14 protein-coding genes are annotated in these 14,317 nt (G+C 66.1%); 5 read left to right on the forward strand and 9 right to left on the reverse strand.

Going from position 1 to position 14,317, the window contains the following annotated elements; genetic code table 11:
- The first annotated feature begins 120 nt into the window (after window positions 1-120).
- Complete coding sequence (locus AC1RCO_RS31020) at window positions 121-579, forward strand: SRPBCC family protein (protein ID WP_011062395.1); 459 nt, start codon at window positions 121-123, stop codon at window positions 577-579.
- A 62-nt stretch (window positions 580-641) separates the two neighbouring features.
- On the opposite strand, the gene AC1RCO_RS31025 is transcribed toward AC1RCO_RS31020, so the two are convergent.
- Entirely contained in the window at window positions 642-2,093 is a 1,452-nt protein-coding gene (locus tag AC1RCO_RS31025; protein ID WP_401155762.1) for a tetratricopeptide repeat protein, read from the reverse strand.
- A 350-nt stretch (window positions 2,094-2,443) separates the two neighbouring features.
- Between AC1RCO_RS31025 and AC1RCO_RS31030 the strand changes: the two genes are divergently transcribed.
- Window positions 2,444-3,247 (forward strand): aminoglycoside phosphotransferase family protein, encoded by an 804-nt coding sequence (locus AC1RCO_RS31030; RefSeq protein WP_083541096.1) that lies wholly within the window; start codon window positions 2,444-2,446, stop codon window positions 3,245-3,247.
- A 334-nt stretch (window positions 3,248-3,581) separates the two neighbouring features.
- Here AC1RCO_RS31030 and AC1RCO_RS31035 read toward each other — a convergent pair whose 3' ends face one another.
- Window positions 3,582-4,907, reverse strand: coding sequence for an aminotransferase-like domain-containing protein (locus AC1RCO_RS31035; RefSeq protein WP_015636436.1), 1,326 nt, complete (start codon window positions 4,905-4,907; stop codon window positions 3,582-3,584).
- An 87-nt stretch (window positions 4,908-4,994) separates the two neighbouring features.
- Here AC1RCO_RS31035 and AC1RCO_RS31040 point away from each other — a divergent pair, with 87 nt between their 5' ends.
- Together AC1RCO_RS31040 and AC1RCO_RS31045 are read left to right on the forward strand one after the other, a co-directional pair.
- Window positions 4,995-5,627 (forward strand): LysE family translocator, encoded by a 633-nt coding sequence (locus AC1RCO_RS31040; protein WP_011062392.1) that lies wholly within the window; start codon window positions 4,995-4,997, stop codon window positions 5,625-5,627.
- A gap of 24 nt (window positions 5,628-5,651) precedes the next feature.
- On the forward strand, window positions 5,652-5,996 hold the full coding sequence (locus AC1RCO_RS31045; protein ID WP_011062391.1) for an antibiotic biosynthesis monooxygenase family protein: 345 nt from the start codon (window positions 5,652-5,654) through the stop codon (window positions 5,994-5,996).
- Window positions 5,997-6,000: 4 nt separating this feature from the next.
- Here the strand turns inward: AC1RCO_RS31045 and inhA are convergent, their stop codons facing one another.
- On the reverse strand, window positions 6,001-6,687 hold the full coding sequence (gene inhA, locus AC1RCO_RS31050) for an isonitrile hydratase (protein WP_011062390.1): 687 nt from the start codon (window positions 6,685-6,687) through the stop codon (window positions 6,001-6,003).
- Window positions 6,688-6,779: 92 nt separating this feature from the next.
- Between inhA and AC1RCO_RS31055 the strand changes: the two genes are divergently transcribed.
- Complete coding sequence (locus AC1RCO_RS31055; protein WP_492618387.1) at window positions 6,780-7,763, forward strand: GlxA family transcriptional regulator; 984 nt, start codon at window positions 6,780-6,782, stop codon at window positions 7,761-7,763.
- A 9-nt stretch (window positions 7,764-7,772) separates the two neighbouring features.
- Here the strand turns inward: AC1RCO_RS31055 and AC1RCO_RS31060 are convergent, their stop codons facing one another.
- From AC1RCO_RS31060 to AC1RCO_RS31085, 6 genes are all read right to left on the reverse strand, one after another.
- Window positions 7,773-10,211: an alpha/beta hydrolase gene (locus tag AC1RCO_RS31060; protein WP_401336223.1), complete on the reverse strand. Its 2,439-nt coding sequence runs from the start codon at window positions 10,209-10,211 to the stop codon at window positions 7,773-7,775.
- A gap of 14 nt (window positions 10,212-10,225) precedes the next feature.
- A complete protein-coding gene (locus AC1RCO_RS31065; RefSeq protein WP_019094101.1) occupies window positions 10,226-11,668 on the reverse strand; it encodes a TIGR01777 family oxidoreductase in 1,443 nt (480 codons plus the stop codon).
- 15 nt (window positions 11,669-11,683) lie between these two features.
- Complete coding sequence (locus tag AC1RCO_RS31070; RefSeq protein ID WP_015636431.1) at window positions 11,684-12,157, reverse strand: hypothetical protein; 474 nt, start codon at window positions 12,155-12,157, stop codon at window positions 11,684-11,686.
- A gap of 76 nt (window positions 12,158-12,233) precedes the next feature.
- On the reverse strand, window positions 12,234-13,139 hold the full coding sequence (locus AC1RCO_RS31075) for an alpha/beta fold hydrolase (protein ID WP_492618388.1): 906 nt from the start codon (window positions 13,137-13,139) through the stop codon (window positions 12,234-12,236).
- A 337-nt stretch (window positions 13,140-13,476) separates the two neighbouring features.
- The gene (locus tag AC1RCO_RS31080; protein ID WP_011062384.1) at window positions 13,477-13,938 is read right to left on the reverse strand and encodes a cysteine hydrolase family protein; all 462 of its coding nucleotides are present in this window, start codon (window positions 13,936-13,938) and stop codon (window positions 13,477-13,479) included.
- Window positions 13,935-14,312, reverse strand: a complete 378-nt coding sequence (locus tag AC1RCO_RS31085; protein WP_011062383.1) for a VOC family protein — start codon at window positions 14,310-14,312, stop codon at window positions 13,935-13,937. Before AC1RCO_RS31085 ends, AC1RCO_RS31080 begins: the two co-directional genes overlap by 4 nt.
- Between the last annotated feature and the right edge of the window lie 5 nt (window positions 14,313-14,317).

A 14,317-nucleotide genomic window follows, 5' to 3' on the forward strand; every position in this document is an offset into this window, starting at 1 on the left:
CAGAGGTATTGGCGCCGGCGACAGTAGCATTTTTCGTTCTGGGCAATCAGTGGGGCCTTCGGCCAGATAAAGGTTGCGCTCGATTCAGAGAGGTCTAGTGTTCATCACTGGAGGTGGCCCATGAATTCTTCAGATCGCATCGAACGCAAGATCCTGCTCAAGGCCGACCCGGCCCAGGTCTGGCAGGCGCTGAGCGAGGCCGAACGCTTCGGCCGCTGGTTTGGCGTGGCCCTGGCCGGCCAGCAGTTCATACCCGGCCAGCGGGCCCGGGGCGCGGTGACCTACCCAGGCTATGAGCACCTGACCTGGGATGTCCTGGTGGAGCAGATGCTGCCCCAGGAGCTGTTCTCCTTCCGCTGGCACCCCTACGCCATCGATCCCGCTCAGGACTATTCGGCAGAGCCCAGCACCCTGGTCCGGTTCGAACTGGAAGAGCACGCCGGTGGTACCTTGCTGCGGGTCACCGAGTCGGGCTTCGACGGCATTCCCGCCGAGCGCCGGCTCAAGGCCTTTCGCATGAACAGCCGGGGTTGGGACGAGCAGATGAGCAATATCGAGAACTACCTGCAGCAGGGTTGAAGCGCTCATCCCGGCATTGCTGTAGAACGAAGGCCTTGGCCTTGAGGACCTGGGCAAGGTCCTCACGGCCGGGACATAGGGAAATCCTTGCGTATGCGCTCTACTTCGCTGCTGAAGCCAAGCGCCGCGAACAGGGCACTTGCTTGTGCCGCACAGTGGTTGGCTTGCGGTTCTTCATCCAGAGCCCTGTGGACATCGGCCAGTCCTGACAGCGCTGTTGCCGTCAACTGGCGAAACTCTAAGATTTTTTCGTTGGCAAAGCAGTTTTCGTAAGTTTGCAAAGCTTGCTGATGCTTGTGTTCTTTGTGGTAGGCCTCGGCCAGGTTGACCTGTACCGTCAATTTATCTTTCAAGGTGCCATGGCTGATGGAAAGCACGCGGGCTTTTTCCAAGTGTCTGTGCATTTTTTCATACTGTTCTTGCAGCTTGTAGATGTTGGCCAGGTTGCCATGGTGGCGGATAAGAAACGACTTGTTGCCGCTGGACTGATCAATGTCTATGGCGCGTTTGAGGAGCTGTTCGGCTTCGTCCAGGTATGCACTCCTAGCGCTTTGCAAGAAGAGCTTTTTCTTGTTTATGGACAGGTTGCTCAAGGCGTTGGCTTGTATGGACTTCAGCTTGGCAAGGGCGGGGTCGGTTTGCGGTTGGTCCAACAGGTTTTCGATCTTCTCCAGCGCCAGTCGAAGGCAGGAGTCGGCCTCCCCCAGCTCACCCATGTGGTTGAAGCAGGCGCCCAGATTGTTCAAGTTCGACGTTTCAATGATTTTATTGTTGTTACGGATGGACAGCACTTGGGCCTGACGCAAATAGCTAATGGCCTCTTGCCATTTCCCCTGGTTTTTATAAAGCACGCCACGATTGCCGAGGGCGAGCTCCCTGACCTTGTCGTCGCAGTGACTCATTGCGAGCAACAAGTCGAATACCGTGTGGGCTTCGTCAAGCTTGCCTGTATTCATCAAGTAGATTGCATACTTGTTCAACAGTTCGGGATTGTCCTGTCCTGCCTGCGCAGCCTGTTCATAACAAAGCTTGGACTTTTCTTTGTTCAACGGCAGATATAGCTCCGCAATTTCCAGTAGCTCCTGAGCATATGAAGACTTTCTCTCCGTCAGCAAAGCGTCCAGTGCTGCTTCGGCCTTACTGAATTCCTGGCGCTCAAGAAGCAGGAGAATGTTCTTTTTCTCACTGTCTGCGGAATTTCTTATGTTGTTGAGTGCGTGATTGAACTGTTGAAGAAGTTCGGGCGGCAAATCGATGTGGTTGATGGTCAGGTCTCTGCCAGCCTGATTGTTATAGCTGCCAGCTCCGGACTGCTGGGTCTGAGTTATTTTTTGCTGTTCTTCTTGCCGGTGGTTATGTCTCGGCCTGCTTGCAGGTTGTTGCTGTTGTTGCCGCTGCGTTGATTCTGGACCTGCTTTGCCTGATTTTTTTTTTGGAAGAACAGGGTGATGAACGCCAAGGGTATCGCAATCCCAATACCACTCAAAAACCACTCCTTGTTGCTTAGAATCCATTCCATAAAGTGTTTGACTCCTTACTTTTCAAGTGTGCCGATCGCAAGAGTAAGCAGGGTGCTGCGAGCAGTTTGATGGTCCGATAGTATTTTTTGCCGGAGCACCCTAACACAGGGGCTGGAGCTTTGTGTACAGGGAGGAGAGTAGAGCGCTAGATCAACTTCAGACTCGGGTTTGTTCATGCATTTTGGGGGGAGGCGCTGGATGTAAGGCAGAACTTCATCCAACCGGGAGGAAAGGCGCGCAATAGCAGGGGCTGGGTTGCTGTCGTCAGTGGCCGCCTCAAGCGATAAGTTGCGAATCATATCCGGTAGCTTGAAACTTGCTGCTTACTACTGGGAGCTACTTCTGTGTTTGCAACCTATATGAAACGCTGGCGCCTGACGCCCGATGGCGATCCCATCGTCACCCCGGGCAGCCGCCTGTTGCCGGTGCGTCTGCAAGACGGTGCGCCGGCCATGTTGAAGATTGCCCTGGATGAACACGAGCAGGCCGGCAACCGGCTGATGGCCTGGTGGGCCGGGGAGGGGGCGGCGCGGGTTCATGCCCAGCAAGGCGATGCCCTGCTGATGGAGCGTGCCATGGGCAAGGGTTCGCTGATGCGCATGGCCCTGGCGGGCCAGCACGATGAGGTCAGCCATATCGTCTGCGCCACCCTGCAACAGTTGCACCGGCCACGGGCACAACCGCGGCCGCCGCTGGTGTCGCTGGATCGCTGGTTTGCCGACCTGCGCGAGGCGGCGCCGCAGCAGGGCGGGTTGTTCCTGCGCTGCCTGGCCGAAGCCGAGCACCTGTTGGCCACGCCCCGGGAACCGGTGGTGCTGCATGGCGATATACACCACGACAATGTGCTGGACTTCGCCGAGCGCGGCTGGCGGGTGATCGACCCCAAGCGGGTCCATGGCGAGCGCACCTTCGATTTCGCCAACCTGATCTGCAACCCGGACCTGCCCAGCGCCACCGACCCTGTGCGCTTTGCCCGCCAGGTGCAGGTGATTGCCCGGGCGGCGCAACTGGAGCCGCGCCGGCTGGTGCAGTGGGTGCTGGCCTTCAGTGGTTTGTCCGCTGCCTGGTTTCTCCAGGACGATCATCAGCCCGGGGCGCAGCACCAGCTCAAGCTCGCGGCTTTGGCCGCCCAGGCACTGGAGGGGTGAACTAGGGGTTTGCGTAAGTGCGGTATAGCGAATTTCCTACACGCGCTGTAATTCAATGCGCCTTCTGCGCACCGGGCTTTGTGTTTAATCTTCTTTCCCACAACTGCAGCGCAGGAAGCGCTCAGGATCAGGGAAGGTCGACCATGAGCACGGATGCTGCAGACAGGAAGTCATGATGGTCTTGGAAAAAACCCGCTTCGGCGGGTTTTTTTTCGTCCGGCATTTCGTGCCTGCAGCCTGGGTGCTGTGGCCACTTTGATACTTCATGCAGCGGAACATGAACGTGGCAGGTTCTTTTCAGCCCGACGCTAAGCGCGGGCTTCTGCAGGTGTGCTTAGCGGGTGATTTCGTTGCGGACCTTTTCCAGAGCCTGCTCCAGCAGCGGCAGGCCGATGGAGCCCAGGGCCAGGCGCAAGGCCTGGGGCACATGGGCGGTGGTGGCGAAGGGCTCGGCCGAGGTCACCGTTACCCCCTGATGTTCCAGGGCCGCCACCACGGCATCGGCCCGCCGTCCTTCCGGCAGTTTCAGCCAGAGAAAATACGATGAGCCATAGGCCTGGTAATCGCAGCCCTTGAGCACCCTCCGGGCCAGTTGCTGGCGGCTGCGGGCATCGTTGCGCTTCTGTTCTTCCAGGCTGTCCACCAGCCCCGACTCGATCCAGCGGCAGCCCAGGGTCACGGTCAGCGACGGGGTGCTCCACGTGGACACGCGGATCGCCCGTTCCAGGGCCGGGATCATCTCCAGGGGCGCGACGATAAACCCCAGGCGCAAGCCCGAGGCGACGCTTTTCGACAGCCCGGAAATATACAGCGTGCGCTCCGGGGCCAGGGTCTGCAGCGGCGGCGGGGCCGGTTCGGCGAGGAAGGCGTAGGCGCCGTCCTCGATCAGCAGCAGGTCATGCTCGCGGGCCAGTTGCGCCAGGCGCCGGCGTTCGGCCAGGGGCATCACCGTGCCCAGGGGGTTGTGCAGGGTCGGCATGCAGTACAGCGCCCGCACCGGGCGCCGGCGGCACAGGGCCTGCAGGGCGTCGAGGTCCATCTGGCCGTTGTGCTGGGGCAGCGCTTCGAGGTCCAGGCGATGGACCTGGGCCAGGGTCTTGAGGCCGGGGTAGGTCAGGGCGTCCACTGCCAGGATGTCTCCGGGCTGGAGTAGCGCCAGCAGGCTCACCGCCAGCCCCTGCTGGGCGCCATTGACGATCAGCACCTGCTCGGCGGCGACGCGGATCTCGCGGTTGCGCAGGTGCCGCGCCGCGGTCTGGCGTTCATGGGGGCGGCCGCCCTGGGGCGCGGAATGCAGCAGGGCATCCAGGTCGCCGGAGGCGGCTATCGCCCGCAGCCCCTCGCGCAGGCTTTCCGCCTGGCCGGGCAGGGACGGGTAGTTGAACGCCAGGTCCACCGAGGCGGCGCTGGCCGGGTGCTGTTCCAGGCCCATGCCCCGGGGCAGGCTGGTGTCGCGGACAAAGGTGCCGCGCCCGGGCTCGCCCACCACCAGGCCGATGGCTTCCAGCTCGTGATACACCCGCAGCGCCGTGGCCAGCGCCACCTGCTCGCTGGCCATCAGCGCCCGCACCGTCGGTAGCTGAGTGCCTGGGCACAGCTGGCCGGCGCGGATGCGCTGGGCGAAGTGATCGACGATGGTTTTGTAGCGGGTACGGCGCATGCTCGGCCACCTTGTGTATCTAGAACACTTTTTTGTTTGTATCAGATAGGGCGCCTAATCTAGCGGCTTTTGCGCAGGAGCGCTCACATGCCGGACCTTTCCACCCTGTCGATCTTCCTCGGCGCCGTGCTGCTGTTGCTGCTGTCGCCGGGACCCAACATGGCCTTCGTCATCAGCCACGGCGCAGCCTATGGCTGGCGCGGTGGGGTGGCATCGGGGCTGGGGATCGGCGCAGCGGATATCGGCCTGACCCTGCTCACGGCCACGGGCGTCACCGCCGTGGTGGCCAGCTGGCCGCCGGCGTTCGACCTGATCCGCTATGCCGGGGTTGCCTACCTGTTGTGGCTGGCCTGGAAGGCCCTGGGCCAGCGGGGGGGCCTGGACCTTGCCGATACACCCCGGGTGCCGCTGGCCACGGTGTTTGTCCGGGCCCTGTGCAACAGCCTGCTGAACCCCAAGGCGCTGCTGTTCTTCATGGTGTTCCTGCCGCAGTTCGTGCGCCCCGAGCACGGCAGCATCGCTGTGCAACTGGTGGTCCTGGGCTTGCTGCTGACCCTGGTCAGCGGGGTCTTCCATACCAGCCTGGGGATCTTCGGCGCGGCCTTGCGCCGTGGCTTGCCCGGCAGCGATTCGCGGCTGGCCCGCTGGCAATCCTGGCTGCTGGCGGCGGTGCTGCTGGCCCTGGCCCTGCGCCTGGCGCTGCTGGCGCGTCCGCTCTGATTCATCAGCCAATGGAGTTTGACCATGTACATCGCCGCCTTTATCTACCAGCCGGGCCAGCGCGACGAGGAGTTCCACCGCCTCAGTGCGCTGATCGACGAAATTGCCATCAGCCTGCCGGGCTTCGTCGGCGCCCAATCCTGGACCAGCGCCGACCAGGGGCTGATCAACGCCAGCTATTACTGGGAGGACGAAGCCTCGATCCAGGCCTTTGCCAGCCACCCCAGGCACATCGAAGCCAAGCGCCAGTACCGGCGCTGGTACGCCGGTTATCAGGTGGTGATTTCCAGGGTCGAGCGCACCTATGGCGATGGCGCCATCACCCAGTTGCTGGGCAATGCCCGCCAGGGCCCGGTGCGCCGTGCCTGAAGGCTCAGCCGGCTGCCAGCCGCGCGGCCGCGCGCAGGGTGATTTCCCGGCGCTTGTGCAGCGAATCCGCGGCGCGCTGGCGGGCCTGCTGCACCACGCTGGCGGGGGCCGTGTCCGGGCTGCCGGCATTGAACGGCGGCGCCGGTGCGTACTCCAGTTGCAGTTGCACCCGCTGCGCGGTGGCGGCGTCGAACAGTTCGGCGGCCAGGGTCAGGGCGAAGTCGATGCCGGCGGTGATACCGCCGCCGGTCAGCAGGTTGCCGTCACGCACCACCCGCTCATGCACCGGTATCGCCCCCAGCGGCGCCAGCAGTTCGTGGTAGGCCCAGTGGGTGGTGGCGCGCTTGCCCTGGAGCAGGCCCGCGGCGCCGAGCACCAGGGAGCCGGTGCACACCGAGGTCACGTAGCGCGCCCGGGCGGCCTGCTGGCGGATGAACGCCAGGGCCTGCGGGTCTTCCATCAGCGCCCCGACCCCGGTACCGCCGGGGATGCAGATCACATCCAGCGGCGGGCAGTCGGCGAAGCTTGTGGTGGCCTGCAGCACCAGCCCGGAGCTGGCCACCACCGGCCCCGGCTCCTTCCAGATCAGGTGCACCTGCACATCCGGCAGCGAGGCCAGTACGTCGTGGGGACCGGTCAGATCCAGTTGCTGGACCTCGGGGAACAACAGAAAACCTATCTGCACTGCCATTGCCTGTTCCTTGTGTCGATGAAGTGGACGGCTTGACTCTAGCGCTCTAGGATTTGGCGCATACGCCAACCAGCCCTCGATTTACGCCAACCATGCCCACTGCGCCGAAAAACGTGTTTGTCCTGGCCTTCGCCAATGCCCAGTTGCTGGACGTCAGCGGGCCGCTGCAGGTGTTCGCCTCGGCCAATGACCGGGCCCGCGGCCTGGGCCTGCCCTTGCCCTACCACCCGCGGGTGATTGCCAGCCCGGGCGGGGCGACCCTGAGCTCCTCGGGGCTGGCGCTGCTGGCCGAGCCGCTGCCGCTGCCGCAAGAGCCCTGCGACACCCTGATCGTTGCCGGTGGCTGGGGCGTCTACGAGGCGGCCCGTGATCCTGAACTGGTGGCCTGGGTGGCGGCCCGGGCTGCGGCGTCACGGCGGGTGGCGTCGGTCTGCACCGGGGCCTTTCTGCTGGCCGCCAGCGGCTGGCTGGACGGGCGCCGGGTGGTCACCCACTGGACCCGCTGCGAGCAGTTGGCCGAGCAATATCCGCAATTGCAGGTGGAGGCCAATCCGATCTTCATCAACGATGGGCCGGTGTGGACCTCGGCCGGGGTCACCGCCGGCATCGACCTGGCCCTGGCCCTGGTGGAGGCCGACCTGGGGCGCGCAGTGGCGCTGGAAGTGGCGCGGCAACTGGTGGTGTTTCTCAAGCGCCCGGGGGGCCAGTCGCAGTTCAGCGTAACCCTGTCGCTGCAGAACCAGGGCGGGCGTTTCGACCGGCTGCACGCCTGGATCGCCGAGCACCTGGACCGCGAACTGACGGTGCCGGTGCTGGCCGAGCAGGCGGGAATGAGCGAGCGCAGTTTCGTCCGTCACTACCGCGCCGACACCGGCCAGACCCCGGCCAGGGCCATTGAACTGATCCGTGTGGAAAGCGCCCGGCGCCTGCTGGCCGACAGCACCCTGCCGATCAAGCGTATCGCCGCCCAGTGCGGTTTCGGCAGCGAGGAAACCCTGCGTCGCAGCGTGCTGCGGGCCCTGGACGTGACGCCCCAGGCCTACCGCGAACGCTTCGCCAGCATTGCGCAGCCCTGAGCGCGGGTTTCAGCCTTCTACCAGGCTCAGTTGGCCGTCGGCATACAGCACTTCGCGGCCGATCCAGGCCGGGTCTACCTGGGGCAGTACCGCCGAGGGCTTGCGCAGTTCGCGCAACAGGGTCGAACCGTGGGACAGGCGCCCGCCCATGCGTGCGATCACTGCCCGGGCCTGCTGATAGTGGGCATGGCGCCCGGGGTCGAGGGTGTCCTCCAGCAGAATGTCGACCCCCAGCACGCCCTGGACCTGGCCCGGGTAGATCATGAACCCCGCCGCCTGCTCGCTGCCTTCGCGGCCGTCCTGCCAGAAGCTGCCGCCACGGTTGCGCACCTGCTCATGGGGGGCGAACCAGTAGCCGCGATCAGCCTCGGGCACGGCGTGGTGCAGGCGGAAGAAGATCCGCATCAGGTTGTCCCGGTACCACTCGCGCACTTGCAGGTAATAGCCGCGCATGCCCGGCAAGCCCAGGCGGTGGGCCAGGGTGATGGCCGGGCTCCAGTGCGGGAAGGCTTGCAACGGCAACTCGGCGCACTGCGGGCGCGGGGTGCCTGGGTCGGTTTCCCAGGGCAGGCGATGGGGGCTGTTGTCCAGGTTGTCGTAGGCGGTGGGCGGACGCCCCAGCAGCGCGCCGCCACTGCTGGCCAGGGCGGTGGCGATGCACAGGTTGCCCTGCACCACGAACACATAGAAGCGGCTGAACCAGTCTGCCAGTTGCTGGCCGTCGGCCCCGGCGGCGCGCAACTGCGCCAGCTCCCGGTCGAAGCGCCGCAGGCCCGGCTCCAGGCTCAGCAGGTGGCCGCGGGCGATGTGCTGCATGCGCAGGAACCGTGGCAGCGAGCGCAACAGGCGCAGGGGCCGCAAGGGCAGCTGCGGGGTGGCGCCGCCCACCTCGCCGGCATAGCTGGAGGAGGGCAGGCCCCAGTCGGCCAGCCGCGCCAGGAACAGGTCATTGTTGATATAGGAAGCACCGCCGAACACTGCGGTGAAGGGCTCGTTGTCCTGCAGTACACGGGCGTCCCAGCGCGCCATGATCGCCGGAATGCTCGCCGCCGCCCGGCGCTGGCCGTACTCGACGAAACGGCTGGGTTGCGGTGGCAGGATCTCGGCGATATTGGCCGCGGTCAGGTGCCGGCGCCAGCCGTAGTCGCTGATGGGGCGGTACTGCAGCAGCCACAGTTGCTGGCCGTCCCAGGCCCATTCCACATCACCGGGCACGTAGTGGAAGGTCTTGAGCACCCCTTGCAGGAAATCCCACAGGGCGTTGGCGCTCAGGCCCCGGGTGGTGGCGAAATGGCCGCTTTCCCAGGCCGCGCCCAGGCGTGAAAGGATCGCCCGCTGCGGGCTGACCTGACCGTCGGCAAGGCTTTCCAGATGGCCCTCGACCCACTCCAGTTCCACCGCCAGGTGACGGACGAAGGCAATCCCCGACAGGGTCGGCTGGATAAAGCGCTGCACCACCACTTCCTCGACCCCGGCATCGCGCAGTTCGCTGATGCGCCCGGGCACTTGCTCGCTGGGCACCCGCAGGTAAGTGGTGCTCAAGCCGGCATTGGCCGAGTCGGCCTGGTCCTCGCCGTAGCTGGAGGAACGCACCGCCCACAGCGCCGCAGGCTGGCTGGCGAGCAGGGCCGGCAGCTGCGGGTCGCTGGCGCTGTCCAGGGACAGGGCGCTGGGCACCGGCTGGCCGGCCAGCTCCGCCAGGCGCAGGCGGCCGCCCTTGGTGTGGGCGACGAAGCCGTTGTCGGCGGATTCCAGCCAGGCGACGAACTCGGCGGGGTGGTCGATCCAGGGGTAATGGCCCCAGCCCGGCCGCAGGCTGACCCGCAGGTCGGCCCGGGCCAGGATGGCCGACCAGGCTGCGGCCTGGGCAATCCCCAGCAGCCGGTCCTGGTCGCCCCAGACCAGTTGCACCGGGTCCTTGATCCACTCCAGCAGCGGCAGCGCGGTATCGGCCCGCAGTTGCTCCCACAGCGGTACGAAGGCCCGGCACCGACCATAGCCGGCGCCCATGCGCCGGTACTGCTCCTGGCTCCACGGCTGGCGCGAGAACTTGCCGGCAAACCACGTCGGTTTATGGCTGAGCAAACCGTGAATCAGCAAGCGCGCGGGCAGCGGCGACATCAACGCCGGCAAGCGCCGTTGCCAGAGAAAGGCCCCCACCGGCGACAACAGCACACTGCGGCAGAAGTGCCCCGGGCGGCGCTGCAAGGCGTGCAGCACGATCAGCGCGCTGACCCCCACCGCGACAATCCCCTGGCCCGGCTCGGTCATGCCCAGCAGGGCCTCGGCGTATTCACCCAGGTCCTGGCAGGGCGGCAGCGGGTTGTCGCCAAACCCCGGCAGCTCCAGGGGCTGCACCTGATAGCGCTGGAAGTGCGGCAGGGCATCGTCCCACCAGTCGGCGGCGCTGCCATTGCCCGCCAGCAGGTACAACAGGGGCTTGCTCATGGGCATTCCTCAGCTCAGGTCAGGTCGCGCAGGGCGGCGTCCAGGGTCGGGTAACGGAAGCGGTAGCCGGCCTGCAGCAGGCGCGCCGGCACTACCTTCTGGCCATCGAAGAACAGCTCGGCCATCTCCCCGGCCAGGGCCCGTACCGGCGCAGCCGGCACGTGCAGCCACACCGGGCGCTTGAGCACCTTGCCGACAGTAGTGGCGAAGGTGCCCTGGCTCACCGCTTCCGGCGCCACCATGTTGTAGGTGCCGGACAGCGTCGGGTCGTTCATGGCCCGGGCCATCACCTGCAACACGTCGTCGCGGTGCACCCAGCTCATGATCTGCCGGCCATCGCCCATGCGTCCGCCAAAGCCGAAATGGAAGGGCATCAGCAATGGCTTCAGGGCGCCGCCGGGACCGAAGACGATCCCCAGGCGCAGCACCACCTGGCGCACGCCGAAGCGGGTGGCCGGTTCGGCGGAGGATTCCCAGCGCGCGCACAGGTCGGCCATGAAGCCTTCGCCGCGCTCGGCGTTTTCATCCAGGCTCTGGCTGGCGTCGCGCACGCCATAGAAGCCGATGGCCGAAGCCTGGATCCACAGCTCCGGCTTGTGCTGGGCGTGTTGCAGCCAGTTGAGCAGGGCTTCGGTGGTGCCGACCCGGCTGGCCAGCAGTTGCGCCTGGCGCTTGGCCGACCAGCGCGGCCCGGCCACCGGGGCACCGGCCAGGTTGATGATCACGTCGAAGGCTTCGCCGTGGCCCAGCTTGCTCAGCGAGCGCAGGCAACGGGCGCGACCGTCGAACAGGTAGGCGGCGCGCAGCGGGTCCCGGGCCAGCACGCTGACCGTGTGCCCGGCATCCAGCAGTTGGTTGACCAGGGTCTCGCCGATAAAACCGGTGCCACCGGTGACCAGCACCCGCTTGCCGCTGCCACCGGCAAAGGGGTTGGCGCCCTGGCCCTGGCGTTGCAGGCGCAGCGCCGCCAGGCCGTCGCGGATGCCCGAGGCGGTGACGCCCACGGCGAACAGGCTCAGGGCCCAGCCCTGCCAGCCCAGGTCGATGGGATTCAAGGCACTGGGCAGGCGTGACCATTCCAGCAGTTGCAGGCCGTACAGGGCGAAGAAGGCCCCGGCGTTGATCGCCAGCACGGTGTGCATGATGCGTTCGATGGCCGGCAGCTTGCGGCTGCGATCCTCGACCACGAAGTCCCACAGGGTCAGGCCGATTTCCAGGGCGAACAGCAGGGCGATCACCAGGGCCCAGATGCCCTGGAACGCCAGGTGGGCGATGCCCATGAACAGCACGCCGTAGAAGCACGAGCGCAGGGCATGGATGCTCAGTTCCTTGCGGGCGCTGTGACGCTGCGGCAGGGCCACGGTGAGTTCGTGATGGTAGAGAGTATCCAGGGCGCCGAGCACGCCCTGGGCGAGCAACAGGGCGATAGCCCACTGCAGGATTGGCAAATCAGCCACGATGGTGAAGTCCTTTTACGAGGGAAGACGAGAGGTACGGCGGTCGTGGCGCTGCAGCCACAGTAACGGCGGCAGCAGCACCAGCAGGGCGAAGCTGTCGATCCACAGGTGGGCGGTCATGTTCATCTGCCAGGACAACCACATGTCCTGGGGCGCCCACAGCACAATCCCGGCCATCAGCCAGGCCCAGGCGGCAGGGGCCCGCAGGCGGTTGCCCAGGTGCACCAGCCCCAGCAGGAACAGCGAATAGCTTTGCAGGGTGGCGCCGAACAGCCCCAGCCACCAGATCTGCTGGGCCCGGGCCGGTGCCGGCGCGGCGGCGCCCCAGAAGGCCTGTTCGATGCCCGCGAGGTAATCGTTGAACAGGCCACTGTGGCCGGCCCAGGTCAGCAGCAGCCCGGCCAGCAGGTGGCCGGCGCCGACGGCATACAGCCAGAGCACCAGGGCCCGGCGCAGGCCGGGTCGGGGAGAAGCGGCGACGGATAACATTCCATGTCCTGTGGGGGGATCGAGGCCGCGAAGTGTACCGATTTTTTCCGGTCCATGGCGTGCGCCGGCGCCCATCTCAGGGCTTGCCGAGCAACTCCAGCAGCGCGTCGAGAGTGGCTTGCGGCGCTTCCTGGGGCAGGTTATGGCCGATCCCCGGGAGGATCCGCCGCTGATAGGGCCCACTGAACAGGCCGACATCGGGGTCCGGCTCGGTGGCCGGGCCGACGCCGTCGTCAGCGCCGCACAGGGCGATGGTCGGCACCCGGATCGGCGGTTGCGCCTCCAGCGCCCGCTCGATGCTTTCCAGGCCCGGGTCGCCCGGCACATAGCCGAAGCGATGACGGTAGGAATGGATCACCACCGCGACGAAGTCCGGGTTGTCGAAGGAGGGCGCGCTCAGGCCATAGAGCCCGGGCCCTTGTTTCCAGGTTGGCGACCACAGGCGCCACAACAGCTCGCAGAATTCCCGGCGGTTGGCCGTCAGGCCGTCCACCCCGCGCTGGGTATTGAAGTAGTACTGGTACCACAGCCGCAGCTCGGTCTCCGGCGCCCGGGGCTCGATGGCCCGGGGAATGTCCTGGATGTTGTAGCCGTCGGCGCTCATCAGGCCCTTGACCCGCTGCGGCCATAGCGCCGCGACGATGCACGCGGCGCGCCCACCCCAGTCGTAGCCGGCGAGGGTGGCCTGGGGCAGGTACAGGGCGTCCATCAGCTCCAGCAGGTCCCGGGCCAGGGCCGCCTGCTGCCCGGAGCGCATCACCTGTTCGTTGGCAAAGCGCGTCGGGCCGTAGCCCCGCAGGTAGGGAACGATGACCCGATAGCCGCGCTCGGCCAGGGGCGGGGCGATCTCGTCGTAGGCCCGCACGTCGTAGGGAAACCCGTGGAGCAGGATCACCGGCTCGGCGTTGCGCGGGCCATGTTCCTCATAGGCGATATGCAGGCTGGGGGTGCTGACCTGGTGCAGGGAGGCTGGGCTGGGCATGACGACTCCGGATCCGGTGGGCCGGGAAAAGCTAGCGCAAAACTTGCGTGCTGTCCTCAAGCTGCAGCGGCATGCAGCCCGTGGGCGTCGCGCCAGCAGCCGGCGGATGTCTTCCAGGGAACTGTGGCCCTACGGTTCGGAGCCCTTGATGTGCACGTAGCAGCGCAGGCCGGCGGTGAAGCTCATGAGGGGCCTGGTAAGGGAGCGCGAATGCGGACCCTAGCGCTGTGTGGCCCGCAAGATCGCCTTCGCCGGCAAGCCGGCTCCTACGCAACGGCGCTGCCACCTGAGGGCTGTAGGAGCTGGCTTGCCAGCGAAGGGGCCCGCAAGCCGGCCCCTAGAGTTCGTCGCTGCGGGCCAGGTGCTTGAAGTGATGCCGCCACAGGTCGATGCCCAGGCCGCCGCTGCGGTCCAGGGACGAACCCACGGTCAGGTCGGTGAGCAGGGTCGGCTGCAAGCCGGCATCGAACAGGGCAAAACCTGCGGCCAGCACGCAGGTGTCGGTCTGGATACCGCACACCAGCACACGCTCGGGGGCGAGGCTTTTGAGGTGCTCGAGAATCTCCGTCGTCGGCCCGTAGCCGTGCTTGATGAAGACCTTGTCGGCGGCCACCAGGCTCTGGTCATCCACCGCCGGCTGCCAGCCCAGTTGCCGGGCGAAGGGCGTGCGGCTTTCATCATGGCGCTCCACCGTGGCCACCGAGGGCATGCGCCCGAGCAGGCGGTTGATGCCGTCCACCAGCCACTGCGGAGGGTTGAAGCAGGGTTGCACGTCGATGATCAGCAGCACCTGGTTCATGACGCCTGCCCCAAACGGGCCGGCTGGCGCAGGCCGATGCAGTTGCCCCAGGGGTCCTGCACCTGGCAGATCGAGTCGCCGCCTTCAATGACCATGGGCCCGCGATACAGGCGCCCACCCAGCCCGGTCAGGCGCTGCACCTGGCCGGGCAGATCGGCGACCTGCCAGTACACCACCGTGCCCGCCGGCCCCTGGCCGACCTTGGCGTCGCAGGGGACGATTTCCAGGGACAGGCCCGCGAGCTGCAAATGGCCGAAATCATCCGGCTCGTGCAGCACCCGGCGGGCCTGGGGAAAGGCCTGGGCGTACCAATGGGTGGCGGCACGCCAGTCGGCGGCATGGATCATCACGGCGATGATCGGCGAGTCGGGCATGGGGC

It is taken from the genome of Pseudomonas sp. GW823-FHT03E05, assembly GCF_058796855.1.